Source organism: Shewanella psychrophila (assembly GCF_002005305.1).
Taxonomy (GTDB): Bacteria; Pseudomonadota; Gammaproteobacteria; order Enterobacterales; family Shewanellaceae; genus Shewanella; species Shewanella psychrophila.
The window spans coordinates 6,168,481-6,195,202 of record NZ_CP014782.1 but is presented as its reverse complement, the minus strand read 5'-3'; the positions used below and the strand labels follow the sequence as shown (position 1 = coordinate 6,195,202).

At 44.9% G+C, this 26,722-nt stretch carries 28 protein-coding genes and 1 riboswitch; of the genes, 24 read left to right on the top strand and 4 right to left on the bottom strand.

Going from position 1 to position 26,722, the window contains the following annotated elements; genetic code table 11:
* The first annotated feature begins 3 nt into the window (after window positions 1-3).
* Window positions 4-990, top strand: a complete 987-nt coding sequence (locus tag sps_RS27120; protein ID WP_077755352.1) for a formate dehydrogenase subunit gamma — start codon at window positions 4-6, stop codon at window positions 988-990.
* 363 nt (window positions 991-1,353) lie between these two features.
* Window positions 1,354-2,691, top strand: a complete 1,338-nt coding sequence (locus sps_RS27115) for a coproporphyrinogen III oxidase family protein (protein ID WP_077755351.1) — start codon at window positions 1,354-1,356, stop codon at window positions 2,689-2,691.
* 133 nt (window positions 2,692-2,824) lie between these two features.
* On the opposite strand, the gene sps_RS27110 is transcribed toward sps_RS27115, so the two are convergent.
* On the bottom strand, window positions 2,825-3,010 hold the full coding sequence (locus sps_RS27110; RefSeq protein WP_077755350.1) for a hypothetical protein: 186 nt from the start codon (window positions 3,008-3,010) through the stop codon (window positions 2,825-2,827).
* Window positions 3,011-3,358: 348 nt separating this feature from the next.
* On the opposite strand from sps_RS27110, the gene sps_RS27105 reads away from it, so the two are divergent.
* From sps_RS27105 to sps_RS27075, 7 genes are all read left to right on the top strand, one after another.
* Entirely contained in the window at window positions 3,359-3,637 is a 279-nt protein-coding gene (locus tag sps_RS27105) for a putative quinol monooxygenase (RefSeq protein WP_077755349.1), read from the top strand.
* A 37-nt stretch (window positions 3,638-3,674) separates the two neighbouring features.
* Window positions 3,675-4,235, top strand: a complete 561-nt coding sequence (locus tag sps_RS27100; protein ID WP_077755348.1) for a GNAT family N-acetyltransferase — start codon at window positions 3,675-3,677, stop codon at window positions 4,233-4,235.
* 5 nt (window positions 4,236-4,240) lie between these two features.
* Window positions 4,241-4,669 (top strand): GNAT family N-acetyltransferase, encoded by a 429-nt coding sequence (locus tag sps_RS27095; protein ID WP_077755347.1) that lies wholly within the window; start codon window positions 4,241-4,243, stop codon window positions 4,667-4,669.
* A gap of 142 nt (window positions 4,670-4,811) precedes the next feature.
* A complete protein-coding gene (locus tag sps_RS27090; RefSeq protein ID WP_077755346.1) occupies window positions 4,812-5,648 on the top strand; it encodes a PfkB family carbohydrate kinase in 837 nt (278 codons plus the stop codon).
* 420 nt (window positions 5,649-6,068) lie between these two features.
* Window positions 6,069-7,526 (top strand): sensor domain-containing diguanylate cyclase, encoded by a 1,458-nt coding sequence (locus sps_RS27085; protein ID WP_077755345.1) that lies wholly within the window; start codon window positions 6,069-6,071, stop codon window positions 7,524-7,526.
* Between the two features lie 148 nt (window positions 7,527-7,674).
* Window positions 7,675-8,367, top strand: coding sequence for an MOSC domain-containing protein (locus sps_RS27080; RefSeq protein WP_077755344.1), 693 nt, complete (start codon window positions 7,675-7,677; stop codon window positions 8,365-8,367).
* Window positions 8,368-8,489: 122 nt separating this feature from the next.
* Window positions 8,490-8,816, top strand: coding sequence for a DUF4870 domain-containing protein (locus sps_RS27075; protein ID WP_179948438.1), 327 nt, complete (start codon window positions 8,490-8,492; stop codon window positions 8,814-8,816).
* Between the two features lie 53 nt (window positions 8,817-8,869).
* On the opposite strand, the gene sps_RS27070 is transcribed toward sps_RS27075, so the two are convergent.
* Together sps_RS27070 and sps_RS27065 are read right to left on the bottom strand one after the other, a co-directional pair.
* Window positions 8,870-10,768 carry a methyl-accepting chemotaxis protein gene (locus sps_RS27070; RefSeq protein WP_077755343.1) on the bottom strand — a complete coding sequence of 633 codons (1,899 nt, stop codon included), beginning with the start codon at window positions 10,766-10,768 and terminating at the stop codon, window positions 8,870-8,872.
* Between the two features lie 297 nt (window positions 10,769-11,065).
* Window positions 11,066-12,715 carry an electron transfer flavoprotein-ubiquinone oxidoreductase gene (locus tag sps_RS27065; protein ID WP_077755342.1) on the bottom strand — a complete coding sequence of 550 codons (1,650 nt, stop codon included), beginning with the start codon at window positions 12,713-12,715 and terminating at the stop codon, window positions 11,066-11,068.
* Between the two features lie 225 nt (window positions 12,716-12,940).
* A riboswitch (molybdenum cofactor riboswitch) is annotated at window positions 12,941-13,075 on the top strand.
* Here sps_RS27065 and moaA point away from each other — a divergent pair.
* From moaA to sps_RS27000, 13 genes are all read left to right on the top strand, one after another.
* Entirely contained in the window at window positions 13,063-14,043 is a 981-nt protein-coding gene (gene moaA, locus sps_RS27060; RefSeq protein ID WP_077755341.1) for a GTP 3',8-cyclase MoaA, read from the top strand. (Overlaps the previous riboswitch by 13 nt.)
* Window positions 14,044-14,232: 189 nt before the next feature.
* Complete coding sequence (moaC, locus tag sps_RS27055) at window positions 14,233-14,709, top strand: cyclic pyranopterin monophosphate synthase MoaC (protein ID WP_077755340.1); 477 nt, start codon at window positions 14,233-14,235, stop codon at window positions 14,707-14,709.
* A 28-nt stretch (window positions 14,710-14,737) separates the two neighbouring features.
* Window positions 14,738-14,989, top strand: a complete 252-nt coding sequence (gene moaD, locus sps_RS27050) for a molybdopterin synthase sulfur carrier subunit (RefSeq protein WP_077755339.1) — start codon at window positions 14,738-14,740, stop codon at window positions 14,987-14,989.
* A gap of 1 nt (window position 14,990) precedes the next feature.
* The gene (gene moaE, locus sps_RS27045) at window positions 14,991-15,458 is read left to right on the top strand and encodes a molybdopterin synthase catalytic subunit MoaE (protein ID WP_077755338.1); all 468 of its coding nucleotides are present in this window, start codon (window positions 14,991-14,993) and stop codon (window positions 15,456-15,458) included.
* A gap of 66 nt (window positions 15,459-15,524) precedes the next feature.
* On the top strand, window positions 15,525-16,388 hold the full coding sequence (gene modA, locus sps_RS27040) for a molybdate ABC transporter substrate-binding protein (RefSeq protein WP_077755337.1): 864 nt from the start codon (window positions 15,525-15,527) through the stop codon (window positions 16,386-16,388).
* A gap of 3 nt (window positions 16,389-16,391) precedes the next feature.
* On the top strand, window positions 16,392-17,072 hold the full coding sequence (modB, locus tag sps_RS27035) for a molybdate ABC transporter permease subunit (RefSeq protein WP_077755336.1): 681 nt from the start codon (window positions 16,392-16,394) through the stop codon (window positions 17,070-17,072).
* The gene (locus sps_RS27030) at window positions 17,053-18,162 is read left to right on the top strand and encodes an ABC transporter ATP-binding protein (RefSeq protein WP_077755335.1); all 1,110 of its coding nucleotides are present in this window, start codon (window positions 17,053-17,055) and stop codon (window positions 18,160-18,162) included. The genes modB and sps_RS27030 overlap by 20 nt, the downstream gene beginning before the upstream one ends.
* A gap of 86 nt (window positions 18,163-18,248) precedes the next feature.
* Entirely contained in the window at window positions 18,249-18,599 is a 351-nt protein-coding gene (locus sps_RS27025; protein ID WP_077755334.1) for a NirD/YgiW/YdeI family stress tolerance protein, read from the top strand.
* Window positions 18,600-18,790: 191 nt separating this feature from the next.
* Entirely contained in the window at window positions 18,791-19,327 is a 537-nt protein-coding gene (locus sps_RS27020) for a PepSY domain-containing protein (protein ID WP_077755333.1), read from the top strand.
* Between the two features lie 9 nt (window positions 19,328-19,336).
* Window positions 19,337-20,014 carry a response regulator transcription factor gene (locus tag sps_RS27015; protein ID WP_077755332.1) on the top strand — a complete coding sequence of 226 codons (678 nt, stop codon included), beginning with the start codon at window positions 19,337-19,339 and terminating at the stop codon, window positions 20,012-20,014.
* 49 nt (window positions 20,015-20,063) lie between these two features.
* The gene (locus sps_RS27010; protein WP_179948437.1) at window positions 20,064-21,320 is read left to right on the top strand and encodes a sensor histidine kinase; all 1,257 of its coding nucleotides are present in this window, start codon (window positions 20,064-20,066) and stop codon (window positions 21,318-21,320) included.
* 93 nt (window positions 21,321-21,413) lie between these two features.
* Complete coding sequence (locus sps_RS27005) at window positions 21,414-22,088, top strand: TIGR01621 family pseudouridine synthase (RefSeq protein WP_077755330.1); 675 nt, start codon at window positions 21,414-21,416, stop codon at window positions 22,086-22,088.
* A 22-nt stretch (window positions 22,089-22,110) separates the two neighbouring features.
* Complete coding sequence (locus sps_RS27000) at window positions 22,111-22,275, top strand: YqaE/Pmp3 family membrane protein (protein WP_077755329.1); 165 nt, start codon at window positions 22,111-22,113, stop codon at window positions 22,273-22,275.
* 113 nt (window positions 22,276-22,388) lie between these two features.
* On the opposite strand, the gene sps_RS26995 is transcribed toward sps_RS27000, so the two are convergent.
* Window positions 22,389-24,545, bottom strand: a complete 2,157-nt coding sequence (locus tag sps_RS26995; RefSeq protein ID WP_077755328.1) for a TonB-dependent receptor — start codon at window positions 24,543-24,545, stop codon at window positions 22,389-22,391.
* 316 nt (window positions 24,546-24,861) lie between these two features.
* Here sps_RS26995 and sps_RS26990 point away from each other — a divergent pair, with 316 nt between their 5' ends.
* Window positions 24,862-25,053, top strand: a complete 192-nt coding sequence (locus tag sps_RS26990; protein ID WP_077755327.1) for a DUF2986 domain-containing protein — start codon at window positions 24,862-24,864, stop codon at window positions 25,051-25,053.
* 400 nt (window positions 25,054-25,453) lie between these two features.
* Window positions 25,454-26,677 carry a sodium/glutamate symporter gene (gene gltS / locus sps_RS26985; protein ID WP_077755326.1) on the top strand — a complete coding sequence of 408 codons (1,224 nt, stop codon included), beginning with the start codon at window positions 25,454-25,456 and terminating at the stop codon, window positions 26,675-26,677.
* Window positions 26,678-26,722 lie beyond the last annotated feature (45 nt).

Below are 26,722 nucleotides of genomic sequence, written 5' to 3'. Positions count from 1 at the left end.
AATATGAACACATGGTTCACACAGATAGGCTTAACCTTAGTACTGATGTTTAGTGCTATCGGTTTAGCTCAAGCTGGTTCTTTGCAGGGAGCTGAGCAGCCTGTTGCGACTGAAGGCCAAATTTGGTCTCAATTGCAGGCTGGAGCAACCGGTGAGACAAGCTCACAGAGTCAGTTTCACAATCAAGCTATCAATACCTATGATCTACGCGTGTTAGAGTTACGTAGTGATCTGCTTGCACCTGCTTTGATGGCTGCACTATTTGGCATGATCATCATTTTTATCTTGTTTATCAAGGTGAATGGCATCTCTAAGCTGCATGGTGGATTCTCAGGTAAGCTGGTTTACCGCTGGTCTAAGCTTGATGTATCCATTCACTGGCTAGGTGCTATTCCGTGTCTGCTGCTGATATTGACAGGTCTGACTCTACTGGCTGGGCGTTTTTTCTTCCAACCTTATATACCTGAAAATGTATGGGCAGGTTTTGTATATGCTGCCAAGCAGATACATGACTTTATGGCGATTCCTTTCATGTTAGGTTGGGCCTTGATGGTTACCTTATGGGCTAAGAATCAACTTCCTAAGATGTATGATATCAAGTGGATGATGGTGGTTGGTGGCTATATCAATTTCGGTCCATTTAAGGGCAAGCACCCAGACGCAGGCTTTGCTAATGCCGGTGAGAAGCTGTGGTTTTGGGCTTTTGCTCTATTTGGACTGCTGATCTCGGCTTCAGGTATGTTACTGCTATTCCCGAACTTGTTCGAGCCTAGCCGTACATTGAGCCTGATTGCGTTAGTATTGCACTCGGTCAGTGCTATCGTGATTACAGCTTTCTCTATCGTACATATCTTTATGGCTACGGTTATGTCTGAAGGTGGTATGGAATGTATGAAGTCAGGTTATTGTGACGAGACTTGGGCGACACAGCACCATAATCTTTGGTATGACGAGATCAAAGAAAATGGCACACTGAAGTATAAGGAATAAGCTTTAGTTTCGAGACGCGAGTTTCGAGCCGTAAGCAGTAAGCAGTAAGTAAAACACCTCATTGGAAAACTGATGGGGTGTTTTTATGTCTGCTAGTGTTAAGCCTGAATCTAACTAGAACATATTTAACTTGGACCTTGTCTCCTTATAGCCGCTGGCGCTTTATTGAGCAATGGCTAAAACATGACTGGCTTAACAAAACCCAATTGATTGTTTCCTTCCCTGCCATAACTTATAACCAGTTCACGTTTTACCTATAACTAAAGTGATACTTTTGTGCCGCGTATATAGGATGTGCGCCTCTTTATCTCCTCGAATCCAATATGGACCTTGTTCTCTGAGGCCAGCTCAGTTAGGAATTTTATGTCATCAATTATTCAACCAGAAAACAGTGAAATTATTAAGCCATATCAGGCAGATATTACTGTTCCTAATTGGATGCTCGGCGCTATGGAACGTGTCATGCAGTTCTATGTGGATAAAAACCTGAGACTCGATACTCAGTCTGCCGACATGATGCCTGCTCCGGTGGAGGGCAAGAAATATATGCTCTATGCCCATGTACCTTTCTGTCATACGCTCTGTTCATTTTGTACTTTCCATCGATTCTTGTTTAAGGAAGATAAGGCTCGCGCTTACTTTATCTCCCTGCGTAAAGAGATGGATATGGTTAAGGCGCTTGGTTACGACTTCGAATCCATGTACATCGGCGGCGGTACGACTACTGTGCTGGAAGATGAGCTTGCCCGTACTATAGAGCATGCTAAGAAGCTGTTTCCGAGTATCAAAGAGGTCTCTTGTGAGTCAGATCCTCAGCATTTAGATAGTCCTGGCTTTAAGCAATTAGAGGGACTAGTGGACCGTATGTCCATTGGGGTGCAGAGTTTTAACGATGATATTCTTACTATGACGGACCGCATCGAGAAGTTTGGCTCGGGTCAGCAGACGTTTGATAAAATTATGGCGGCTAAAGAGTTGTTTCCTATTATAAATGTCGATCTTATTTTTGGATTCAGAGGCCAGACCGATGAGATTATTCAACATGATTTAGATATGGCCTCTAAGTTGGATCCACGTCAAATTACCACTTACCCCTTGATGATCACTCATCAGACTCGTAAAAGCGTTAAAGGTAAGCTTGCGGCTCCTCAGGGAGATATGGCCCGTCAGTATCGTCAGATCTTAAACAGTTTAAATGGTCAATATACTCAGCTCTCTTCATGGGCCTTCGGTAAGGCTAACGACGAAGGTTTCGACGAGTACGTGATAGATTATGACGAATACCTAGGCGTAGGATCTGGTTCGTTTAGCTTCTTAGATGACACCTTGTATGTGAATAATTTTTCATTACGCAAGTACCAAGATAATATTGCCGCTGGGCGTATGGGAGTCGAGCAGCAGAAAAATTACAGTAAGAAAGATGTGATGCAGTACCGCTTCTTATTAGGCATGTTCTCAGGCCGTTTATCCCGTAAATATTTTCGCGATACTTTCGGAGTTAATTTAGACACGGCGCTGTTTAAAGAGATGAGTTCGATGAAAATGATCGGCGCAATTAAGAATGACCCAAGAAATCCGGATAACTTGATTGTTACCGATAACGGCAAGATGATGGGGCTCTTGATGATGAAAGAGTTCTACTCAGGTATGGATAATGTGCGTGCTCAGCTGCGTAAACCGCTCAAGCCATGTGATATGTAATAACTACTTATCACATCTAAGTATTAAGCTGTTGATTTTCCTAATGAGTTAATGCTTTTTATATTTGAGTGGCGTGAAAATGCTTAGCGAAATTACAGTTCACTAAGCATTTTATTGGGTGTTTATTGAGTTATTAGATGGGTTGCAACTTCTTGACTTGCTCTTCAAGATGGATGATTTCTAAGCGGATCTGTTTGATGAAGGGATCATCATATTGGAGGCGGTCAAATTCATTGACGCAGGCGCGATAACGTTTAAGCCTATTTTCGGGGCTACCGACAAGATCTAAGATCTCTTCAAAATTAATTATTGATTCCATTCAACAATCCTAAAATTTCATCCATGGTCTAAGCCTATTCTACGAAATTACAGCTGCGGTAAATGCAGAATTATAGGTTTTTTTTTCTGAAATATAGATGATCATTATTTATTTGAATGAAAAACAATAGGTTGGGAAACCCCTTGGTTTTGATCAATTAGATTATTTATCTATATCTGACATGGGCTTGAGAGATCTCTTACATTGAGATTAGCTAATCAAAGTCATTAATAATATATATGTTTATGATTGGTATTAGTCTGCGAAAAACGCTGGAAACGGTTGAAAATATTTCAGTTTCAGGTAGTTTGGCATGTACTAATGATAGCATTTAATAAGGATGTTTAGATGATTGTGCGTATTGGAGAATTTCAGGCTGCCGAAGGTAAAAGCGAAGAGTTATATCTTTTTTTACAATCGCTTAGCTCATATATAATCCAGTCAAAGGGATGTGTTTCCTATGATCTACTTCGGAAACAGGATAGTCCGGAATCTTTTGCCGTCATCGAACGTTGGCTAAGTGTAGAAGCCCATCAGGCTTCAGTCGATAATTTCCCTAAAGATCAGATGCAGGCTGCGATGCCACTCTTTGGCGGGGTTCCTAAAGGGAATTATTACCTGTCGTGATTAATCTCTTTCTGGCAACACTTTGGAGATGTTAAATATGAAAGTTTTATTTCAGACTGAACGTATTATCTGTCGTGAGTTTGAGCTAAATGATCTGCAATTTTTTGCCGATTACAGGGCCTTGCCCGATGTGGCTAAGTATCAGAGTTGGAGTGAATATTGCTATCAGGATGCTCTGTCTCTGTTCGAAGAGATGCAAAGGGTGCCATTTGGTGCGGTAGGCCACTGGTTTCAGTTGGCGATCACCACGAAAACGGATTCCAAAGTTGAAGCTAGTCAGTTGCTGGGCGATCTTGCGGTTCATTTTATCGATGATGAGCAGATAGAGATAGGCTTCACCTTCGCGCCTGATTTTCAGGGGCAAGGTTTTGCATCCGAAGCCGTACTCGGTCTGCTGACATACCTATTTACCCAGCTAAAACCCCATAGAGTGATAGCGACTACAGATGCTGAAAATGTCCCATCTTGGTTGCTGTTAGAAAGAGTGGGCTTTAGACGGGAAGCTCATTTTATCGAGAATGTGTTTTTTAAGGGGGCTTGGGGCAGTGAATTTCAATATGCTATGTTAGCTTCAGAATGGAGGCCCTGTGTTGGTTAATACCTATGCCTGAGCTAGTTGCTAACTTATCCGTAGTACAAGAAGTCGCACCAGTGGATGACTTTATCAGATTGAGATACATCTCAGGACTGACGCCAAGACCGAGAGAGGCTGTGGTGAGAGGCCTGCCTTGTAGTCTGTATGGAGTATATGTCAGAGTCGATGACTCAAATCTCGAACACCAAATAATAGCCATGGGTCGTGTGGTTGGTGATGGGGTACTGAACTTTGAAATAGTCGATATTGCTGTGGACCCTGATTATCAGGGCCAGGGCTTAGGGCGTGAAATAATGCAACAGATTATGAATTATCTCGAGCGTGAAGCACCTATCGGCGCTTATATTACCTTGATGGCTGATGTGCCTGATTTGTATAATAAGTTTGGTTTTAAGCTCAGTAGTCCCGAGAGTGAAGGCATGTATATTGTGAAGTGATTTTTTATTAAGAAGGCTTTATAAATATTCACTACTTCTGTAATTTTTCTTGCTCTAACCACTAAGTTAACTCAATCAGAGTTGGCTACATTGGAAAAATCCCTTACCATCATTTTATGACATCTCTATTGCGAGCCTGTTAATGGCCAATATTCTTCTGATTGCTAATTTGAACTGTGACCGTATCCTGCAGTTGGATAAAGCCCTGCAAACTGGTGGGCGTTTTCATTATCAGGATGGGGGGCAAAGGTTGGGAGGAGGAGGTGCCAATACTGGGTTAGGATTAGTCTGGGCACATCATAGAGTCGCCTTGGTTAGTCAGGTAGGACGAGATAAGATTGGTGACTGGTTGCTAGCTGAGGCGAGTACTCAAGGCATCGAATGTCATCTTATCCAAAGGCACGATGAAACCAGCAATGAGATGTTATTAGTGATGACGCCGGACGGTGAGCGAACCATCATTAGACCCCAAAGACCCATCTTCGAATTAGCCGCTCCGCCTGTATGGTCTCAGTGGGATGCAGTGTATTTTAACTCGTCGGCGGAAGGCGTGGTGAGTTGGGCTAAAACCGCCTTGAATCATAGCTTAGTGTTTGCTCAGCTGGCGAAAGATGACAGACTCAGGCCTTGTCATATCTTGATCGCCTCTAAGACTGATATGGCAGGGCGAAGTGAGCTATCTCCATGGGAATATGGTTTGAGCATAGCTGGGGACTCTCTTAAGTACTTTATCGTTACCGACGGTGTCGATGGGGCAATGCTGTATTCTGGCAATGACAGCACACACGTAGTGGCGATTACCTCTACAGTTATCGATACCACTGGTGCCGGTGATGCCTATGCATCGGGTCTGATTCATGGCATGACAACAGGATTGACCATCACAGATGCCATGAAAGAGGGCGCTCAGTGGGCAGCATTTGCCGTAGCGACTCAAAGCTCAATTCCTGGAGCAGCATTAAAGACATATCTTGAATAGAGAAGCTTGAGTCTTACAGCTTAAAATTCGACACTTCCTTAGCTCTGTCTTGAGCTGCTCTTTGTGTCATAAATCTCTCATCATTTAGCCATATGCCTGTAACCTTACAACTTTATTCTAGCTTTATAGACTGAACTTGCACCTTTCTGCATTGGCTTCTATATGTTTTTTATCATGTGCTTTGCCCTGCTCCCCAGCAGGGCATTTTTTTATTCCGGCAATCTAACTCTGCCATCAAATTGTGTTTCTTATTTCCGTTCTCCAATTTCGATGCTATTTCAAGCGATTTCAGGTTAATATTTAATAAGTTGTTATAATAAGGTTGCTTTTCTGGTGGGTGGCTTTTTCTGGGAAATGACTATTTCCAGAAGTTGACTGTTTCCGGAAGATGACTGTTTCTGCCGTAATGGATGACTTAGTATGGGTAATACTGCTTGGAATGATAAGAAAAAGTTCGTCTGGATCCTGTCGATTCTACTCTTGAGTGCGTTTCTGTTAACCAGCAGTATCAGTTACCGTGTAGCCCATGACTCTCTAAGTGAGCAGATTGAAGAGAATACCTTGCCGCTCACAAGTGACAACATCTACTCCGAAATTCAACAAGATCTGCTGCGACCCATCTTTATCTCTTCTCTGATGGCACAAGATACCTTCGTTCGTGACTGGACTCTGGACGAGGAGCAAGATCCGGAAAAGCTGATCCGGTATTTGCGCGAGATCCAAGGTAAATACGATACCGTGACTAGTTTTTTTATCTCAGAGAAGAGTAGAAATTATTATCACTCCACAGGGATTTTAAAACAGATCCAAGATACTGAGCCCGATGATGCCTGGTATTTTCGTGTTCGGTCTCTGCCAGAGTCTGAACTTTATGAGATTAATATCGATCCCGATTCGGCGGATAGTAGCCGTACAGTGGTTTATGTAAATTATAAAGTTTTTGATTTTGAAGGTAACTTTATCGGTGTTACTGGAGTTGGCTTGGCAGTTGATAAAGTGAAGAAGCTGGTGGAGCTTTATCAGAAAAGATATAACCGTCACGTATTCTTCGTCGATAGAGAGGGTAAAGTCACGCTAAATGGAGGCTCTTTCAATGGGAGTCAGACACTGCAAGACACGCCGGGATTAGATAAACTGGCGACGCGGATTTTAACTAGCCCCAGCGCCTCTCTCTCTTATGTCAGAGACGGTAAGACTGTGTATATCAATAGCCGTTTAGTGCCTGAGTTTAAGTGGTATCTCATCGTTGAGCAGGAGGAAGTGGAGAGTGAGCGTAAGTTGTTGACCACTTTCTGGGGAAATTTACTCATTAGCTTTCTAGTCACTATTGGGATCCTTATCATCGCTAATCTGACTTTGGGTCGTTATCAACGAAAATTAGAACATATGGCCTCAACGGATAAGTTAACCGGAGCCGCTAACCGCCAGGTATTTGAAGAGTATTTCGAAAAGGCGTTAATTGAAGCCAGTGAAAACCAGACCAGTGTTTCGATAGTGCTGTTGGATATCGATAATTTTAAAAGAGTGAATGATAATTATGGTCACAGTATTGGCGATCTTGTTATAAAAACAGTGACTAACATACTAAGAAACCAGTTACGAGAACATGATATTGTCTGTCGTTGGGGGGGAGAGGAGTTTCTGCTGTTGCTGCCTAATATAGATTTGAGCCATGGGGCGGATATTGCCGAGCGTATACGAGACACCATAGCCAAGCGTAAAATCAGGGTGAATGAGCATGAACTGAATGTCACCGTAAGTATAGGTGTCGCCGAATATCTACCTAATGAGACCCCTGCGGAGATGATAAATCGCGTTGATATTGCCCTATACCAAGCCAAGGAGTACGGTAGGGATCGTGTGGTGTTATCTCAGTAGCATGGCAGTGAATTTCATTACCTAGACCGAACGATTGATTCAAGGTTAGTTCACTGAAGCAGTGCAACAAGATGTCGATAGCTTCAGGCCCAGATTTGTATTAGCCTACTAGCTTATTTTTATATGCCGTAACTTAAGGAATAGATAGATGTCGGGACAATTACTGATCAAACGTTTATCAGGGATTTATCTAGGGGAACAACTCAGCGAAACCGCAGGTATCGTTAGTGGAATGTCTCATAAAAAGCCTTCTGTTTCGCTACGGGTCGAAAGCGAGCGTGTGATAGGTGATGCTCAGGCAGACCCTAAGCATCATGGTGGCCTAGATAGGGTGCTGCATCATTTCCCACGGGAGCATTATGGCCAGTATCGTCGTTGGGACATGATGGCTGGTTTTAAAGATGCGCCAGCCATGGGTGAGAATATCAGTACCGTAGGACTGGATGAGACTCAGATCAATATCGGTGACATCATATCCATCGGTGATGTCGAGCTTCAAGTCACACAGCCTAGATCGCCTTGCTTTAAGTTAAATAGCCAGTTTGGCCATAAAGAATTTGCCCTCGCTATGCAGACAAGTGGTTTGTGTGGCTGGTTTTATCGTGTAGTTAAAACCGGTGAGATAACTCAAGGTGCGAGTGTTTATCTGAAAGAGCGCCGCACTGATATCAGCGTGCGAGATGCCATGAAAATTTATTTTTCTACTGAATTCGATGCCAAGAGCTATGATCGTCTGGCCTCCTGTGAAGGTCTTGCTACTTCTTGGGTTAATAGCTTGCATAGACGACTAGAAAATAAAAAGATTGAAAATTGGCAGATGCGCCTCATTGGTCCTGTGTAATACCAATCGGTATAAGTGGTGGGGCTAGTTAGAATTTCGTTGTTAATGTGATATTTCAAGGAGAGAAACGAGTGACAGAGCAAACAGAAGAAGTACAAGAGCTCACCAGAGATGAGATGAACATGGGGATCTTGGTGCAAGTCGCCAGTTTTGCCGGCTACCTCATCCCATTTGGCAGCATACTCGGGCCGCTTATTGTTTGGCTGATGAAGCGTGATGAGATCCCCTTTGTTGATGAATGTGGCCGTAACTGTTTGAACTTTAAGATTAGTATGATTATTTGGGTGATGATAAGTTGTGTGCTGATGTTTATCGGTATCGGTTTCATCCTGATCGGTTTGCTGGCTATAGTGGATATAGTGCTGACGGTTATCGCTGCAATGAAGGCCAGCGAAGGGATTAGTTATAAATATCCCTTGTCGCTCACCTTCATAAAACCACGAGTCTAGGTGATTTAAAAGCTTAAGTTCCTAGGCTCTAGAGCCTAGGAACTTAAGCCATTTTAAACCTTAAATCCTGCCACTAACGTATCTAATCGGCTCGCCAACTGATTCAAAGATTGGCTCGCTTGTGCAGCCGCATGGGCGGTATCGGATGTTCTCTGGGTGATATCGTTGATCTCGGTGACATTACGATTGATATCTTCCACTACTGTCGATTGCTCTTCCGTTGCCGCAGCCACTTGAATATTCATATCGGTAATATGCCCTATCTGTTCGCTTATGCCTGTCAGTGACTGGCTGGCCTCATCGACGGCGGTGACGCCTTCTTGAGAGCGAGCTCGACTCTGGGTCATAGCATCGACGGCACGAGTCGCTTCTGTCTGTAATTTATCAATCATGATCTGCACTTCATTCGTCGAAGTTGCCGTGCGGGAAGCGAGACTTCTTACCTCATCGGCAACGACGGCAAAACCACGACCCGCTTCACCGGCCCTTGCGGCCTCAATAGCTGCATTGAGTGCCAACAAGTTGGTTTGGTCGGAAACTGCACGAATAACATCTAGAATACTTTCGATAGACTTAGTGTGTGTGGCCAGAGACTCGATGACTTCACCAACTTGTTCAACGTCATCTGAAAGAAGATTGATGGTATCACGGGCTCGGGTCACAACTTCTTGGCCTGTATTAGACTGAGCGTCGGCATTTCTGGCTGTATCGGCGGCTAGGGCTGCATTGCCCGCTATTTCATTGACTGTGGCACCCATCTCGTTGATGGCAGTTACAACCATTATGGTTTGGTCTTTCTGTAGTTGGCTATCGGATAAAGTTTGCTGTGCCTGATTGGCGACATCTTTAGCTGATTGACTCAGCTGCTCGCTGGTTTCTGTGACTTCGATAATCGATGCCTGGATCTTGCTGATGAAGCTATTGAACCCCATGGCTAATTTAGCCAACTCATCATTTCCTTTCACGGGGAGGCGCTGACGCAGATCGCCTTCACCTTCACCGATATCTTGTAGCATGCTAGCGACCTTAGCTATCGGCTGGCTTATTGAGCTAGCGACTAAGACTGCCAAAGAGATGAGTATGATAGAGATTATCAGGCTCCAGATCAGAATTTGATAGGCAGACTCCTCGAGCATAGCGAAGACTTCATTTTGTGGCACCTGGGCAATCAGATACCAATCCATGGAGGGGATATAACTGCTGGCGACCAAGATGGTTTGGCCATCTTGTTCAATTTTAGTTAGGCTAAATTCATCGCGGTTGAGTAAGTTATTCCCTTGATTATTGTATATGCCACTCAGGTTTTTGCCGATACGGCGAGTGTCTTGATGCAGTTTGACTTCGCCTTTAGCGTCGACAAGATAGACGAAGCCGTTCTTTTCAATCTTGAACGAACTGAGCAGGTTAACCATATCGTCCAGTGACTTAGCCAGTCCGACTAAACCACGCCCATAGGGCTGCTGGTAATTAATAAACAGCTTTACTTCACCGTTGGCCTCGGTGAACACGTTAAGCATTCGCTCCTGACCGCTGTTCTTATAGTCGAAGAACCAGGCATCTTGGCCGGGGGTTAATTCTCTGAGGAAACCGTCTTGGGTATAATAGGCGGCTGTATCTCTGTCGGCGAAGGAGGCCTGCACTAGGTCATATTGGCGGGTTATCTTTTTTAACTGATCGACCACCAGAGCCTCTTCGGCCTCGGGTCTGCCATTTTTCAGCCATTGAATCAGCATAGGGCTATTAGCAAGCTGCTCAGCGGCATTCATTAAAGTTGAGATATCCAGCTCAACCTTGTTACGGATCTGCAGCAACATGTTGGGTAGTTCGGAGGTCAACATACGTTGTTCGATGACTTGTTTAGCGCTGCGTTGACTCAGCACGCCAACGAGTATGGTGGATAGCAGCACGGCTAACGTAACCGTCAGTAATATTTTCTGTTTGATAGTAAGCATAGTTAGTTTCTTTTTTCGCAACTAGTCTGAGATTGAAACGAAAGCTATCGTGTCAATGTCATTAGGCTTGTGACCCGAGGATCTAAAATTGAGCATAGCCATGCTTGCTCGATTAGATTTGTTTTGTAGGATATTGAGTTTCAGATATAAACTAAGCACTTGGGTATTTAGATAGCGCTTTTATTAGGGGATGCGAGTATGGTTATTTTTTAGCTTATACGCAACCTATTTATTACAATCTTTACCAAAAAAACGCGCCATTAACGGGCGCGTTTTGCATAGCTTGTTTAAACGGGGCTACATATTTGGGTAGTTCGGACCACCGCCGCCCTCGGGAGTAACCCAAGTGATATTTTGACTTGGATCTTTAATATCGCAGGTCTTACAGTGAATGCAGTTCTGACCATTGATCACAAACTTGCTTTCGCCTGCTTCTTCGATTATTTCATAGACACCGGCAGGGCAGTAGCGCTGAGCCGGTTCGTCGAATTTTACTAAGTTAACTTCCACTGGGATGCGTTCATCTTTGAGGCGCAGGTGGCAGAGCTGATCTTCCTCATGAAAGGTATTAGACAGGTAAACCGATGACAGCTTATCGAAGCTGAGTTTCCCATCTGGCTTAGGGTAATCAATCTTGCTATAGGCGTTAACTTCCGCCATCTGTGCGTAATCTGGTTGCTCATCCCTTAGGGTGATAGGGAACTTACCGCCAAACCAGTTTTGGTCGATAAAATTAAACGCACCACCTAGATAAGTACCGAACTTGTGCATAGCCGGGCCGAAGTTGCGGGAGCTAAATAGCTCAGCCTGTAGCCAGCTCTTTTCGAAGCGTTCGTTATAACAATCGAGATCTTTACCGCCGTCCACACCAGCTTGTAATGCATGGGCTATGGTCTCAGCGGCTAACATACCGCTCTTCATTGCGGTGTGGGTACCCTTAATCTTGGCGAAATTCAGGGTTCCAGCGTTACAGCCTATGATGAGTCCACCAGGGAAGGTCATCTTAGGCAGTGAGTTTAACCCGCCCTTGGTAATGGCCCGGGCACCATAACAGACTCGTTCACCGCCTTGAAGGTGCTTGGCTATCACGGGGTGGGTTTTATATCGCTGAAACTCGTCGAAAGGGCTCAGATGTGGGTTTTTATAGTTGAGGTCAACGATAAGGCCCACGGCAATTTGGTTATCCTCTAAGTGGTAGAGGAAGCCACCGCCCGATGCGCCTTCGGTGAGAGGCCAGCCACCGGTATGTACCACTTTACCTGGCTCATGTTGTTCGCTGGGGACTTTCCAGATCTCCTTGAAGCCCAGACCGTAGTGCTGCGGCGTCTTACCGTTATCAAGATGATACTTTTCGATCAGCTGTTTACCTAAGTGGCCACGGCAACCTTCGCTGAAAATAGTGTATTTTGCATGTAACTCCATGCCAGGCTCGTAAGCATCTTTTGGTTGGCCATCTTCGTCGACGCCCATGTCACCGATTATGATGCCTTTGACGCTGTTATCTTCATTGAACAGCAGGTCACTGGCGGGGAAGCCTGGAAATATCTCGACGCCTAACTCTTCGGCGCGTTCGGCAAGCCAACGGGAGAGGTTGCCGACACTGATGACATAGTTGCCATCGTTGTGCATGGTTTTAGGTACGAGGGAATTTGGCATCAGACGAGCGTTCTGATCTGAACTGAGCATGTAGATTTCGTCGTCTGTGACCTGAGTGTGGAGTGGTGCACCTTTTTCCTTCCAGTCACTGAATAGTTCTCCGAGCACCTTGGGCTCGAATACCGCTCCAGAAAGAATATGAGCGCCGACTTCGGAGCCTTTCTCCACAACACAAACAGTAAGCTCGTTGCCACTGTCCTGGGATATCTGCATCAGTCTACATGCCGTTGCTAAACCGGCCGGGCCAGCTCCAACAATGACGACATCGAATTCCATCGATTCGCGTTCCATCACTTCACCTCTTAGGTCACTTTTCCCCGTTAAACGGGTGTTTTAATCGTTAACTCCACCTTACATTAAATTTATGTAATGGCACAGAGAATAAACAGTGATTTAAGTCTACTTGAATTCAAAAAGAGGTGTGAGCACTGTCACAGATTGTTAACGCTCGATTGATCCTGCACAAGTAATGCACTTTTAAAACTAGGGAATGAAGGCAAAAAAGCCTATAATTATTCACTGACGGTTCTCCGAGCTTCTTGTCCTACGTCATCAGATACGGGCGCTAAGCCGTGGCAATAACGCCACCGGGGTGTGAAAAGAAATGATCACACCTCCCCTAACTTGGAAAGGTGATCATGTCTCAACTACAAGACAAATTTGGTCGAAGGTTTCACTATTTGCGGATGTCGGTGACCGACGTTTGCAATTTCAAATGTACATACTGCCTCCCCGATGGCTACCGCCCCGATGGTCGTGCTCAGTTTCTTGGACTCAATGAAATTGAAAACCTGATCGGCGCATTCTCTGAAGTCGGCACCCAGAAAATCCGCATCACAGGCGGTGAGCCCACCATGCGTAAAGACTTCACCGATATCATTCGTGTGGTTGCCGATAACGACAAGATAAAGACAATCGCAACGACAACCAATGGCTATCGTTTAGAAAAGAATGCCAAAGAGTGGTATGACGCCGGTTTAAGACGTATCAATGTGTCGATAGACAGTTTGGATCCCCGCATGTTTTATCAGATCACGGGTCAAAATAAGTTTGATGAGGTGATGCGAGGTGTCGACGCTGCTCTCGAAGCTGGCTTTGAGCGAGTAAAAATCAATGCGGTATTACTCAAGGGACTAAATGATAAAGATCTGCCAAGGTTCCTGCATTGGATTAAAAACACGCCCATCGATCTGCGTTTCATCGAATTGATGGAGACAGGTTTAGGCCATGACTATTTCAAGGCACATCATCTTGCTGGATCCGATATCAGAGCCAAGTTGGTTGAAGATGGCTGGAGCTTAGATACACCAGCAGCGGATGACGGTCCCGCGCAAAATTTCAGTCGTGACGACCATAAGGGACGTATAGGCTTGATTATGCCTTACGATAAGCACTTCTGCGCCAGCTGTAATCGCTTAAGAGTGTCGGCAAAAGGTAAGTTGCACTTATGCCTGTTTACCGAAAATGGTGTGGATCTTAGAGATCTGTTGCAACATCAAGATCAAAGGACTGAACTGGTCGAGCGACTCCACGGTCAGCTAGCCGCAAAGAAGGAAACTCATTTCCTTCATGATGGCATTACCGGTGTGACTCAACACTTAGCCTCCATAGGTGGTTAATCCTCTGTTGCAGCCTGATTAGAGTATTATCTGGGTATTTGACCGATAATACTTTGCATCAGGCCTCAGATATAATTTCTACATTCATTTTAAGTGATTACCACACAAGTGTCATATGCAAGGCATGGAGTTTGTAACTCTGCGATACGTGTGAAAAGTAATTGCTGAATAAATTTAAGGTTAAATCTAATGAGTAGTGAATTTACCCATATCAATGCCGATGGCAATGCCCATATGGTTGATGTGACTGATAAAACTGTCACAGAAAGAGAAGCGAGAGCCGAGGCTTTCATAGAGATGATGCCTGAGACTCTTGAGATGATCATGAGTGGTAGTCACCACAAGGGTGATGTATTCGCCACTGCACGTATTGCTGGGATTCAGGCGGCGAAGAAGACATCGGATCTTATTCCTCTTTGCCATCCGCTGATGTTGACCAAGGTTGAAGTTGAACTTGAAGCTCAACCTGAATTTAACCGTGTACGTATCACTAGCCTTTGTAAGCTATCGGGTAAAACCGGTGTCGAGATGGAGGCCTTAACGGCAGCATCTGTGGCGGCTCTGACCATTTATGATATGTGCAAGGCTGTACAGAAAGATATGGTGATATCCCAGACTCGTCTGCTAGAAAAACGTGGCGGTAAGTCTGGTCATTTTAAGGTTTAAATAGCCCTGTTTCTGAAGGTAGATAAAGATGATAAACGTACTTTTTTTTGCTCAGGTTCGTGAGCTATTAGGCCAGAGTGCACTTGCCGTTGAAGCCAGTGAGTCCACCGTGACTGCCGAAGACTTGCGTGCACAACTTGCCGCAAAAGATGATAAATGGGGTAAAGTATTAGCCGCAGATAAGTTATTAGTCGCGGTTAACCAGACTATTAGTAGTTGGGATACACCAGTTGAAGACGGCGATGAAGTTGCTTTCTTCCCTCCTGTGACTGGAGGTTAATATGGCTACTGAGTTAAATGCTGTCAGAGTCCAGACCGAAGATTTTAGTGTGCCCAGTGAGTATGCACTGATCGCAGGTGATAACAGCGATGGTGCCGTAGTGACCTTCGTCGGTAAAGTGCGCGACTTTAACGATGGCAGTGTTGTGACCGACCTGACCTTAGAGCACTATCCTGGCATGACCGAAGCCGTACTAAATCAAATCGCTGTTGAGGCTAGAGAGCGTTGGCCTTTAAATAATGTCACCATTATCCATCGCGTCGGCACTATGGCCTTGGGTGAACAGATAGTCTTTATCGGTGTGACTAGCGCTCACAGAAAAGCGGCATTCGCCGCCTGTGAATTCCTTATCGATTTTCTCAAGACTAAGGCGCCATTTTGGAAACTTGAGGCGGGGGATAAAGGCGCAAACTGGGTAGAGGCAAAAGATGCCGATGAGCAAGCCGCCAAAATGTGGGTAAAAGAGTAACTTAAGGGATAAAGAATAAATTTGGCCCTCACTTGTAGTCAATTTAAGTAACGTAAGGGAAAAGCGATGAAGCACTGGTTTAAGCTAGTATCGGTATGTGTGGTGTTAGTGTCTAGCCTGGTATCTGTACCGGCTAGGAGTGACGATGTTCCGGCGATTGCGGCGGCATCGAATATCAAGTTTGCCCTCGATGAGATCGCTAGCCAGTTTACTCAAGATACGGGCCGTAAGGTGAATATCTCCTATGGTTCTTCGGGGAATTTCGTTGCCCAGATCAGACACGGTGCCCCTTTTCAGTTATTCCTTTCTGCCGATGAGAAGTATATTCATCAGCTACAGAAGTATGATGCAAGCTTAGGTGAAGGTACCCTCTATGCGGTGGGTCGACTGGCGATTGCTGCACCTAAATATTCCCCACTGGAACTCGACCCTGAATTGGAGGGATTAAAATCCTTACTTAAAGCCGGCAAGTTGCAGAGATTTGCGATCGCAAACCCAGATCATGCTCCCTACGGCGAGCGTGCCCGAGAAGTTCTTCAGGGATTAGGATTATGGGATAGCCTTAAGCCTAAGCTTATCTACGGAGAGAATGTCTCCCAAGCGGCTCAGTTTGCCGTGAGTGGTTCAACTCAAGGGGGGCTTATCGCCTTATCCCTAGCTATCGCCCCGCAGTTTCAGGCCATGGGGCATTATAAAGTGATCCCCGAAGCGCTACACACTCCCCTTACTCAACGGATGATTTTGACCAGTAAGGCAGGAGAAACCGCTAAAGTATTTTATCAGTATCTTCAGTCTGACAGTGCCCGTCAGGTATTTAGTGACTTTGGTTTCGGTTTGCCTGAACCGGATCAATCTGAGACTGTTAAGCCTGCATTAGTTAAATCTAAGCTGGTTAAACCTGAGCTGTCTCAACCAGAAACAGGTAACTAGTCTATGGATTGGGAAGCCCTGTGGTTATCGATAAAGCTTAGCAGCGTTACCGTTATCATCTTGATCCCCTTTGCTATCTTGGCAAGTCGCTTTTTGGCTTATCATCACTTCACCGGTAAATCTTGGGTCGAGGCCTTGATCATGGTGCCCCTGGTGTTGCCACCGACCGTGATAGGTTATTACCTGCTGGTGGGCTTGGGTAGCCAGTCCTGGCTTGGGCGCTTTCTGGAGCAGGTTTTAGGTCAGCAACTGGTATTTCACTTCTCCGGTCTGGTGGTTGCCTCGATCATAGTCAATATTCCCTTCGCCATTCAGCCGATCCAACGTGCTTTCGAGTCTGTCCCCCAAGAGGTTCGCGATGCTGCGGCTTGTTGTGGCATGAGTCCTTTAAAAATACTCTTCAAAATTGAACTGCCTCTGGTTTGGCCTGGAGTATTAACCGCTCTGGTTCTGTGTTTCTCCCACGTGTTGGGAGAATTTGGTGTGGTCTTGATGATGGGCGGTAATATTGCAGGAGAGACAAAGACTGTGGCTATTTCAATTTATGATAGTGTGCAGGCATTCGACTTTGCCAGTGCCGGCCAGATGTCCTTAGTACTGCTGTTATTTGCCATCACAGTACTTGCGCTGACGACCAGCATGTCAAGAAGGTTAGGGAGAGCATATGGCTCAAGACATAGCTGATCTTTACTGTCTGATAAAACAAGAGAAACATATCAAGCTAGATGCCGAATTTACCTGTAAAGCAGGTGAGGTCTTAGCGGTTGTCGGTCCTTCCGGCGGTGGTAAATCCACCTTGCTGCGTATGATTGCCGGTCTTAATCAGCCTGAATCGGGTGAGATACATTATGGAGACCAAGTCTGGTACGACAGCGATAAAAAGCTAAGCTTATCACCCCAACAACGTCATTTAGGCTATGTTCCCCAACATTTTGGTCTGTTCCCTAATCTAACTGCAATGGAAAATGTGGTGGCCGCATTGGACCATATTCCCAAGTCGGAACGTAAGAGCAGAGCTAAAGAATGGCTCGAACGGGTGAATTTACATGGTTTGCCGGATCGTTTGCCGGCAAACCTCTCGGGAGGGCAGCGTCAGAGAGTCGCACTGGCCAGGGCTTTGGCTCGTGAACCTTCGGTACTATTACTCGATGAGCCTTTCTCTGCAGTCGATAGGGAAACCCGCGAACGTCTCTATTTAGAGCTAGCCAGACTGAAAGAGCAGCTGGCTATTCCAGTTATCATGGTGACCCACGATCTCAACGAAGCTCTGTTATTGGCGGATAAAATGATCCTTATCAGCCAGGGAAAAATGCTGCAGCAAGGTAGGCCTCATGATGTATTAGTTCGTCCTCATAACGAAGCCGTGGCCAAGCAGATGGGGTTACGTAATATCTTCGATGCTCGTGTGATAGCTCAGGAAGAAGAACGGCAAATCACTTGGCTTAAATTTGGTGAGCATCTCATAGCCAGTACTTATTTCGAACATCTGGATATTGGCACTAAGGTTCGCTGGGTCATACCCAATCAGGGAGTGAGGTTCAATTCGATCAAGAAAGGCAGATTGTGCAAGAGTTTCAATAAGTTGGATATCACCATAGAGTCTATGTTGACCATGGGGGAGAGCGCTAGGGTCATAGCCAGTGTGAGAGGAGTTCGCCATCAGATCAACGCCGAGGTGCCTCTTTATCTTGCGCAGAAACTTGAGCTGGCTAAAGGCGTAGAAACCACCGTGGCACTCAAGTCTGAACTCATTCATATCTTAGAGCCTGCCTAGCTTTATGATCAAACATTAATCTTGATTCCATCTGGGTTTTATAGTCATTCGTCTAGAATTGACATTAACTAGAAGAGGAGCAAGCCATGTATAAGAAATTCACCGGTTCCATTATTTTATCTTGTGTGCTCACTCTACCTGCATTTGCCGCTTACAATGGTCCAGGTGGCAGCACTCAAGCAAAAACTGCCGCCGATGCCAGTAAGGCTAAAGATGACACTCCTGTAGTACTGACGGGTCATCTAATAAAGAGCCTAGGTGATGAGAAATACCTGTTTCGTGATAACTCTGGTGAAGTCGAAGTTGAGATCGATAATGCCCTGTGGCGTGATATCGAAGTGTCTAGCGACACCACTGTCACCTTGAGAGGCGAGGTCGATGATGAATGGCAAGGGATTGAAATTGAGATTGACAGCATAGAATTAGTGGCGGAATAACCGATCGTGTCAGGTCAGTTATTTTACGTCGAGTTCATTTTTATTAAGTTTATTTTTAGAATCATAGCCGCTTCAACGTGTGAAGCAGATAGCAAGATTTCCTAAGTGAATCATCGACGAGTTAGATTGAATTAACTGTTCTTGGTTTAATGCGATAAGATAGCGGCATCGTAGATTTTACTGGAGGAGCCATGGCTCGTTGGTTAGTTGGTTTAGTGCTCATTTCATCATCAGGTTTTTCGGTAGCCGCTTGGGCCGAAACATCGATTCTTGAACTACTTTCCGATGAGGGAAACCTCACTCCACAGGCATTTTTACTACAAGTTGAAAAAGATTATCCCGGTATCATCTCTGAGTTTGAGATAGATATTGAAAATGGTGAGTTGATCTATGAGTTAAGTATGATAGATACCAGCGCCGAGACTGTCACCGAATTTGAATTCAGGGCTAAAGACGGGCGACTGGTGACTCAGCAAGTGTCAACATTAGAAGCCGACGACCGCGATGAACTCATCGCCGTTAATCTGATGGAAGATAAATCACTGACTTTCTATACCTTGGTGGATAAGGCCATGAAAGACAAGCAAGCATTTATACTCGAAGCACAACTAGATCATGATCTTGGCATCAGTTATCTGGAATTGAAACTAATCAATGGCGATGGCAAGAGCAAGATGGCCTTTGACATTAAGACGTTACGCCCTCTACCTCTGCTTAAATGGGACTAAGTTATTACCATGAAAATTTTACTCGTTGAAGATGATACAACCACAATCGAATATGTGGTTAAGGGATTTATTGAGCAGGGGCACAACATAGAAACGGCTAGTGATGGCCATCAGGGTTTGCTGCTTGCAACTAGTATGAAGTATGACCTGTTGATCTTGGATCGTATGTTGCCCCAGCTTGATGGACTCAAGTTACTGGCCGCTTTAAGGGCTACCGGTAGTCAGACTCCCGTGTTAATCCTATCTGCTCTTAGCCATGTGGATGAGAGAGTCAAAGGTTTACGTGCTGGCGGCGATGATTATATGACTAAGCCATTTGCTTTCTCTGAATTATTGGTACGAGCCGAAAAATTAATGCAGAGAGGCTTATCCCAGCCTGCTGAGACCGAATTATCGGTGGGCAATCTGGTGATGGAGCTACTAACCCGTAAGGTGACGCTAGATGGTAGCGAGCTTATGTTACAGCCTAAGGAGTTCCAGTTACTCAAGTATTTGATGGAGCACCCAAACCAAGTGATCAGCCGAACTTTGTTATTTGAAGCGGTATGGGATTATCACTTCGATCCTCGTACCAATGTTATCGATGTTCATATCGCCAAGCTCAGACGTAAGTTTGAAGAGCTGGGTTTCGGTGAATTGATCGAGACCGTTAGAGGTGCTGGCTATCGCCTCCGTGAAGGGCATTAAGCCATACCAGAGCAGTGCATGGCGCATTACCATTATTTTTTCGGCGCTTGTGACATTGATTATCGGTACCTTGCTGTTTGGCATGTACCGCCAATTAATGAATGAGCAGGAGTTGCAAACAGATCAGCATCTGGCGGCGGAAAAAGCCCGCTATCAGCAGATGGCGTTGACGTTAGATCGCAGAAGTTTCGGCACTCAAGTTAAGACTGCCGATCCCAATACCGCCTTGGTGGTATGGCGTAACTCCTTCGATCTCGTAGGCGCGTTAAGTTTAATTCCCGATGATATGCCCCTGCTGCCCCAGACCCGTGAATTTCCTATTCTGACCGGCGGTCCAGATAAACTACATATCTTGACCGGCGGTTTAGTGGTTACTCGCTATGGACCGGTATTGATCGCCACCCGAACCGATCAGTTAGGGACTCTCATTGAGCGCTTCGTCAATGCAGCAATCACGGCTTTGATGTTGACCATAGTGCTGACGTTGGCGTTAGGTTACCTGTTTTCTAAGGCTATTTTACGTAGGTTGGTGCAATACAATCGGCTGAGTCGATTGATTGAGAAAGGTGAGTATTCAACACGTCTACCAGTGAGTTGGCGCCAGGATGAGTTCGATATGTTGGCGCGAAAATTTAACGGTGTACTCGATACGCTGGAGAATAATCTGACTGCAGTGCGGGGGGCGACGGATAATATTGCCCATGATCTCAGGACACCACTTTCTCATCTTAGGATCGGTCTGGAGCAGCTTCCTGACAAGACCTCCCAGGAGTTACCCGAAGCCTGCGCCATCTTGACCGAAGAGCTAGATCACTGTTTGGCGACATTCGATGCCATGTTGTCTCTGACACGTATCGAAGAGGGACAGCAGACGTTAGAACTGCAGGATCTGAGTATCAAGGATATGTGTGAAGACCTATTCGAGATGGCTGAGGCAATGGCCGAATTGAATCAACAGAAGCTATTACTTGCAACAGGTGAAGATATTAAAGTGACAGGAGATAAGTATCTGCTGTTTCAGGCACTATTTAATCTGGTGGATAACGCGATCAAATATGCCGGTGAAGGGGCGACCATAGAGATAGTGCAAACGGGTAAAGAGATCTTGATCCGTGATAATGGCCCTGGAATTCCTAATGAGGCAAAAGAAAAAGTATTCGAACGTTTAGTGCGGCTAGATCCTAGTCGACATAATAAGGGCACGGGTCTGGGGCTATCTTTAGTGAAAGCGATACTCGTCAGGCATAATGCAAAAGTTACGCTCGGTGATAATGAGCCCGGTTTAGTGGTCCGTATTAACTTTTAAGTGCTACAGATTTGATACCAACAAGCCTCTCAAATTTTGTTGGTTTAGTGGTAACATAATGATAGATAGTGGAAAAATAATGGATGCTAGTCAATGTATAAGATAGTCTTCGATGAAGATGATTTCTTGGTGATCGCTAAGTCTGCCAATGTTCATTTTCATAGCCAAGATGGCTCAGCCGGGGTAATGGCAAGTCTGGAGCAAGATCTGGGCATTAAGCTCTACTCCGTACATAGATTGGATAGTCTGACCTCAGGATTACTCCTGTTTGCTAAGAGCAGTCGAGTTGCGGCTGAGTTCACCGAGTTATTTACCCAGCATAAGATACAAAAATACTATGTTGCCTTAGCTAAAGGTAAACCGAAGAAGAAGCAGGGCTGGGTGGTTGGTGATATGGCCAAATCCAGACGTAGCATGTACAAGTTGCTGCGCACCACTGAAAATCCGGCGTTAACGCAATTCTTCTCTCAGTCTGTGGCCGAAGGTTTACGCTTGTATCTGCTTAAGCCCTTGAGTGGTAAAACTCATCAGCTCAGAGTTGCCTTGGCAAGCATAGGCGTCCCAATCTTAGGAGATAAACTCTATGGAGGCGCAGAGTCAGATAGAGGTTACTTACATGCCTTTAGCTTAAGTTTTAGCTTTCGTGGTAAGGACTATCGATACTTGAATTACCCATCACAGGGAGAGGAATTTACAGCTGCGGATACGATAAAGCAGTTGCAAATATGGTCTGAGCCTGAGAAATTAGGCTGGCCTAAACGAAAATGATGTTATTAAGGGAGAAATTTTCATGGATACAAATAAACTACTGCTAATTATTATAGCGATTTTATTGCCACCGGTAGCGGTATTTCTAAAGTCGGGTATGGGCAAAGATCTGTTGATCAACATCATCTTATGCATACTCTTCTTCATTCCAGGTTTGCTGCATGCATTATGGGTCGTGACTAAGTAGTTTTTAGATTCGAGTAAGCTGAGCACTGCTTGGCTTGAAAGAGAGAAAACGCAGCCAATGGCTGCGTTTTTTATTGATGATTTTCTTGGACTTATACCAATCGGTATTAGCTTTTAGAATGGCATGGTGAAGCCGATGGTAGCTGTGCGGCCCATGCCTTTAAAGTAGCGAGTATCTTTGCCTACTGTCTGTGAGTAATAAGTATAATAATCTTCGTTCAACAGGTTTTGAATTCCCACGCTCAAAGTGCCGCTATACACAGGAATGGCAACTGATGCATCCACAGTTGTGTAGCCATCGAAGCTCGAGTAAACCTCATCACTGGCATCTTTGAAGTTTTTGTCCATAAAGAAGTTCGCCTGAACTCGAGTCGAGATATCGTTGTCGAAGTTATGGGTCCAGAACAGGTTGATACGGTTTGGTGAGATATTGGCGCCGTCTAAGTCGGTATCGACACTCTGATCATCGTTTGAATCATATTCGCCATTCTGTATGGCGATATTAACGCCGACGTCATCATAGTCACCGATATAGGCAGTGATATTAGATTCTAGGCCATCGATAACGCTCTTTTCACGTTTAACCACGAATGAACCACTGCCATCCTCTTTCTCTACCATGCGACTGCCGTAGTCGGTTGATGAGCGATAAAAGGCGATTTTGGCGGTGAAGTACTCTCCCTGATAGTCTGCGCCAAACTCTATGTTGTCTGTGACTATTGGTGTTAGGGCTAGTGAGTCATCGATACTAGGATTCTCATCTGGGAAGCTATCGCCATCACGTAGGACACGGCCGATATCCGGCATGCCGAATCCCTGATTGAAGCTGGTGTAGAGTCTAATCGATGGGTTTATCTGATATGAAGCGCCTATATTAAACAGAGTCTCATTGAAGTCAGGTGAACCTCCCTGGATCTCTTTGTCGCCATAGCCGTACATGGTCTTATAGTCATTGACCTTGAGTTTGGCATATTCGTAACGCACACCACCGGATAGGGTTAGGTTTTCGATAAGATCATAATCAAGCTGAGCAAAGGGCGCAATATTTTCGTAGGTGCTTTCAGGTACCCAAGAGGCGCCGCTAACCACCATATCTTGCTCTGTGGTATCTCTGAACATATCGATACCATAGGCTAAGTTAATACCTGACTCGGCGATATTGTTGGCGATCATAGAGGCTTTCATGCCCCACTTAACTGACTTGTTACGAGACTGCTCATAATAGAGAGACTCACCATTATCGCCGGTACCGCAGACGGTGACTTGATCGTTGCCTTCCATACTTGGATCGTAAAAGTCAGACCAACAACCACCACCATATACGGCTTCGAAGTTTTGATTGAAAAATTGAAGGTGCAGCTGCTGGCCAGCGATATCTTCATGGGTATAGGTCAGGCTGGTGGTGGTAACTTGGTTGTTAGCCGCTTCCCATGGCTGCTCTTGCTTGATGGCACCAGTTGGAATATCGTTTTCTTTATCACCTGTCACGGCCATATAGTCGCCGTTGTTTTCCATATTATAGTGATTAACCATCAACTCTAGGCGAGACTCATCGAAGTTATGACCTAGCTTAATGAAGAAGTCGGCACTCTGACTGTCCATGGACTCGCCTTGAGTCGTGTCGACGCCGATCATTTGATCATTAGCATCATAATAGACGCCATTATTGCGGTAGCTGACAGAACCTATCATATCTAGCTGGTCTGACTCACCTGAGAAGGAATAGCTAGTACCGAAGCTGATGCCATCGGATTCTAAGTTGTTAGGCATAGTGACATCGAAGCTCACTTGATGCTCATTATCACCAGTCGCTTTCTTGGTGATGTAGTTGATGATGCCGCCTTGTGCACCTAATCCATGCATAGCATTGGCGCCATGGATGATTTCGATACGTTCGATCATGGCCGGATCGATAGTCTGGCCCGAACGCCCGCCACTACGGAGTGGGTTAGATTGAGGTACGCCATCGATCATGATAAGTGGTGGACGACCTCTTAAGGTTTCACCTGTGTTGCTCATCTTCTGACGACTGGGAGAAAAGCTAGGTGCTAAGTTACCGATAATCGTCGACAGATCTTTAGTCGTTCTGAACTGTTGCTCCAATTGTTCTCGGTCGATAATGGTGACCGTATTAGGAATAGCACTGACAGGTTTGTCCATGCGGCTAGAGGTTACTGTAATGACCTCTATATCGGATTCTTCTGCTGTTACAAGGCTAGGTGTGATTGCGGCAGCAATAGATAGCGCTATCAATGATGTTTTAAACTTCATGCTTAGTCATCCCGGTAAAAAACTAGATAACACTATTTCAGCGAAGGATTTTTATTATTAAACGCTAAGTGTAAATCTAGTGTAAATGATAATGATTTGTATTGCGCGGTAGTGTAAGGGCTTACTTTCTTGTTGTCTATCGAGTGTGCGAATTATTAGTCGAAAAAGGTGAGAGTTGTGATTTACCTCTATGGTTATGTTGGTTTTTATGAGTAATTACGTGGGTTGTGTTAGTGCTTTCTTTGAGGAGGATGGCTGGCTTCGAATTGGTTTGAGTATATAATCACGCTATAAACATAGGCTAGGTTGTAAAAATATGAACCGGACAAAAAAAATAACGCTAAATTTCAAAAAAAAGTCGAAAAAGGCAAATGCAAAACTGCACTCAAGCAATAAGCCTAAATATATATCTAAGGCCGAACGTGAGCGTTTGGATGAAGGAGAATTAACTGAAACCGGTATTGATCATGGTGCAGATAAATCGTCTGAACCAGCTTCCGAGACCTGATGTTCTGAGCAGTCCCTAATTAGCCTGGAGCTCTCCTTTTTATCTTAATTCCAGCTCAGAGGGTTTAGGTTTTTTATGTTTAATCGTGTTTAAAACGTTCAAATTAGGCATAACATCCCCTTACCGCCATTAACACTCGGGGAAAATTCATACTCAAGTTGTATGATGCTTGTATTATTCCTTAATAAACTTCTCTTTTTCCCCTTCAATAATGTCGCAGATAAGGTGATCTGTGGCACAATGTGCCGCTTCTAATCTCATCTGCGGGAATGTATCTGATGATTCATCGCAGACAGAATAGTGGGCATAGTTTTCGTTACCTATACTCCTTAATTGCATAACTATAATATTTTGCATTAGAGGTCGTGATGAAAGCTGTGTTCATTCAAAAAGGAGTTTCATGAATACAGTTTATTCAATAGGCGAACTTGAGTCGTTTTTAGTGGCGATTTTAGTGCTCTTTATCGGGCACTCAGTTAACCGCCATGTCGCTTTTTTTAGAAAGTACAATATTCCTGAGCCAATTGTCGGCGGTCTTATCGTCGCATCTATCATCACAGTCTTACATTTCAACAACATTTCGTTGGAGTTCACCCTGTCGATGCAAAACACCTTGATGCTGATGTTTTTCAGTACCGTTGGACTGGCAGCGAGTTATAAATTGCTGCTTAAAGGTGGCAGTAAGGTGTTTATCTTCTTGGGGATCGCTTCTCTCTACATAGTGATTCAGAATGCCGTCGGCGTGAGTATGGCTACAGCCCTGGGGTTAGAGCCCATAATGGGCTTAATAGCTGGTTCAATAACACTTTCTGGTGGTCATGGCACTGGTGCAGCTTGGGCACAAACTTTCTCTGAAGACTATGGTATTAATACGCTAGAGTTTGCTATGGCTGCAGCGACATTTGGTCTGGTTATGGGCGGGATCATAGGTGGTCCTGTGGCACAGAGGCTGATTAATAAGAATAACTTGGTTTCATCCTATGGTGTCGGCGGAAATCATCATAAAGACCATCCGGATCTGGTGACTTACGATCAGTTAGAAGAAGATAGGGTTACCGCTAAGAGTATTCTTGAGGTCCTGTTTATCTTGCTGTTGTGTGTCGCTGGCGCTAAGTGGGTTGGAACTCTAGTGGCAACGATGGACATAAGCTGGCTAAAAATGCCTGATTTTGTCTACGCACTGTTCATTGGTGTGGTGATAACTAACATTACGGAAGTCTCCCGCGGCTACAAGATTAACAGTGAGTGTGTCGATATTTTAGGTACGGTTTCTCTGTCACTGTTTCTGGCTATGGCGTTGATGAACCTTAAGCTATGGGAGATATTCGACCTCGCTATTCCCTTACTGATCATTCTAATTATGCAGACAGTTATCTTGGCTTTATTTGCCTATTTCGTGACTTTCCGCCTGATGGGCAGTAATTATGACGCCGCAGTAATGGCGGGTGGTCATTGTGGGTTCGGTATGGGAGCGACGCCAACTGCCGTGATGAATATGGGAGCCCTAGTGACTAGAACGGGTCCATCACCACAAGCCTTTATGGTGGTGCCCATTGTTGGTGCTTTCTTTATCGATATCGTTAATGCGATTATCTTGCAGGGCTACCTGAGCTTTATCGTTTAAGGTTACCAATACAAAACTCCCTCGTTTGAGGGAGTTTATCCTTCA

Coding starts and splice junctions, on each gene's coding strand:
- sps_RS27120 (WP_077755352.1), top strand. CDS start 4: ATGAACACATGGTTCACACAGATAGGCTTAACCTTAGTACTGATGTTT.
- sps_RS27115 (WP_077755351.1), top strand. CDS start 1,354: ATGTCATCAATTATTCAACCAGAAAACAGTGAAATTATTAAGCCATAT.
- sps_RS27110 (WP_077755350.1), bottom strand. CDS start 3,010: ATGGAATCAATAATTAATTTTGAAGAGATCTTAGATCTTGTCGGTAGC.
- sps_RS27105 (WP_077755349.1), top strand. CDS start 3,359: ATGATTGTGCGTATTGGAGAATTTCAGGCTGCCGAAGGTAAAAGCGAA.
- sps_RS27100 (WP_077755348.1), top strand. CDS start 3,675: ATGAAAGTTTTATTTCAGACTGAACGTATTATCTGTCGTGAGTTTGAG.
- sps_RS27095 (WP_077755347.1), top strand. CDS start 4,241: ATGCCTGAGCTAGTTGCTAACTTATCCGTAGTACAAGAAGTCGCACCA.
- sps_RS27090 (WP_077755346.1), top strand. CDS start 4,812: ATGGCCAATATTCTTCTGATTGCTAATTTGAACTGTGACCGTATCCTG.
- sps_RS27085 (WP_077755345.1), top strand. CDS start 6,069: ATGGGTAATACTGCTTGGAATGATAAGAAAAAGTTCGTCTGGATCCTG.
- sps_RS27080 (WP_077755344.1), top strand. CDS start 7,675: ATGTCGGGACAATTACTGATCAAACGTTTATCAGGGATTTATCTAGGG.
- sps_RS27075 (WP_179948438.1), top strand. CDS start 8,490: ATGGGGATCTTGGTGCAAGTCGCCAGTTTTGCCGGCTACCTCATCCCA.
- sps_RS27070 (WP_077755343.1), bottom strand. CDS start 10,768: ATGCTTACTATCAAACAGAAAATATTACTGACGGTTACGTTAGCCGTG.
- sps_RS27065 (WP_077755342.1), bottom strand. CDS start 12,715: ATGGAACGCGAATCGATGGAATTCGATGTCGTCATTGTTGGAGCTGGC.
- moaA (WP_077755341.1), top strand. CDS start 13,063: ATGTCTCAACTACAAGACAAATTTGGTCGAAGGTTTCACTATTTGCGG.
- moaC (WP_077755340.1), top strand. CDS start 14,233: ATGAGTAGTGAATTTACCCATATCAATGCCGATGGCAATGCCCATATG.
- moaD (WP_077755339.1), top strand. CDS start 14,738: ATGATAAACGTACTTTTTTTTGCTCAGGTTCGTGAGCTATTAGGCCAG.
- moaE (WP_077755338.1), top strand. CDS start 14,991: ATGGCTACTGAGTTAAATGCTGTCAGAGTCCAGACCGAAGATTTTAGT.
- modA (WP_077755337.1), top strand. CDS start 15,525: ATGAAGCACTGGTTTAAGCTAGTATCGGTATGTGTGGTGTTAGTGTCT.
- modB (WP_077755336.1), top strand. CDS start 16,392: ATGGATTGGGAAGCCCTGTGGTTATCGATAAAGCTTAGCAGCGTTACC.
- sps_RS27030 (WP_077755335.1), top strand. CDS start 17,053: ATGGCTCAAGACATAGCTGATCTTTACTGTCTGATAAAACAAGAGAAA.
- sps_RS27025 (WP_077755334.1), top strand. CDS start 18,249: ATGTATAAGAAATTCACCGGTTCCATTATTTTATCTTGTGTGCTCACT.
- sps_RS27020 (WP_077755333.1), top strand. CDS start 18,791: ATGGCTCGTTGGTTAGTTGGTTTAGTGCTCATTTCATCATCAGGTTTT.
- sps_RS27015 (WP_077755332.1), top strand. CDS start 19,337: ATGAAAATTTTACTCGTTGAAGATGATACAACCACAATCGAATATGTG.
- sps_RS27005 (WP_077755330.1), top strand. CDS start 21,414: ATGTATAAGATAGTCTTCGATGAAGATGATTTCTTGGTGATCGCTAAG.
- sps_RS27000 (WP_077755329.1), top strand. CDS start 22,111: ATGGATACAAATAAACTACTGCTAATTATTATAGCGATTTTATTGCCA.
- sps_RS26995 (WP_077755328.1), bottom strand. CDS start 24,545: ATGAAGTTTAAAACATCATTGATAGCGCTATCTATTGCTGCCGCAATC.
- sps_RS26990 (WP_077755327.1), top strand. CDS start 24,862: ATGAACCGGACAAAAAAAATAACGCTAAATTTCAAAAAAAAGTCGAAA.
- gltS (WP_077755326.1), top strand. CDS start 25,454: ATGAATACAGTTTATTCAATAGGCGAACTTGAGTCGTTTTTAGTGGCG.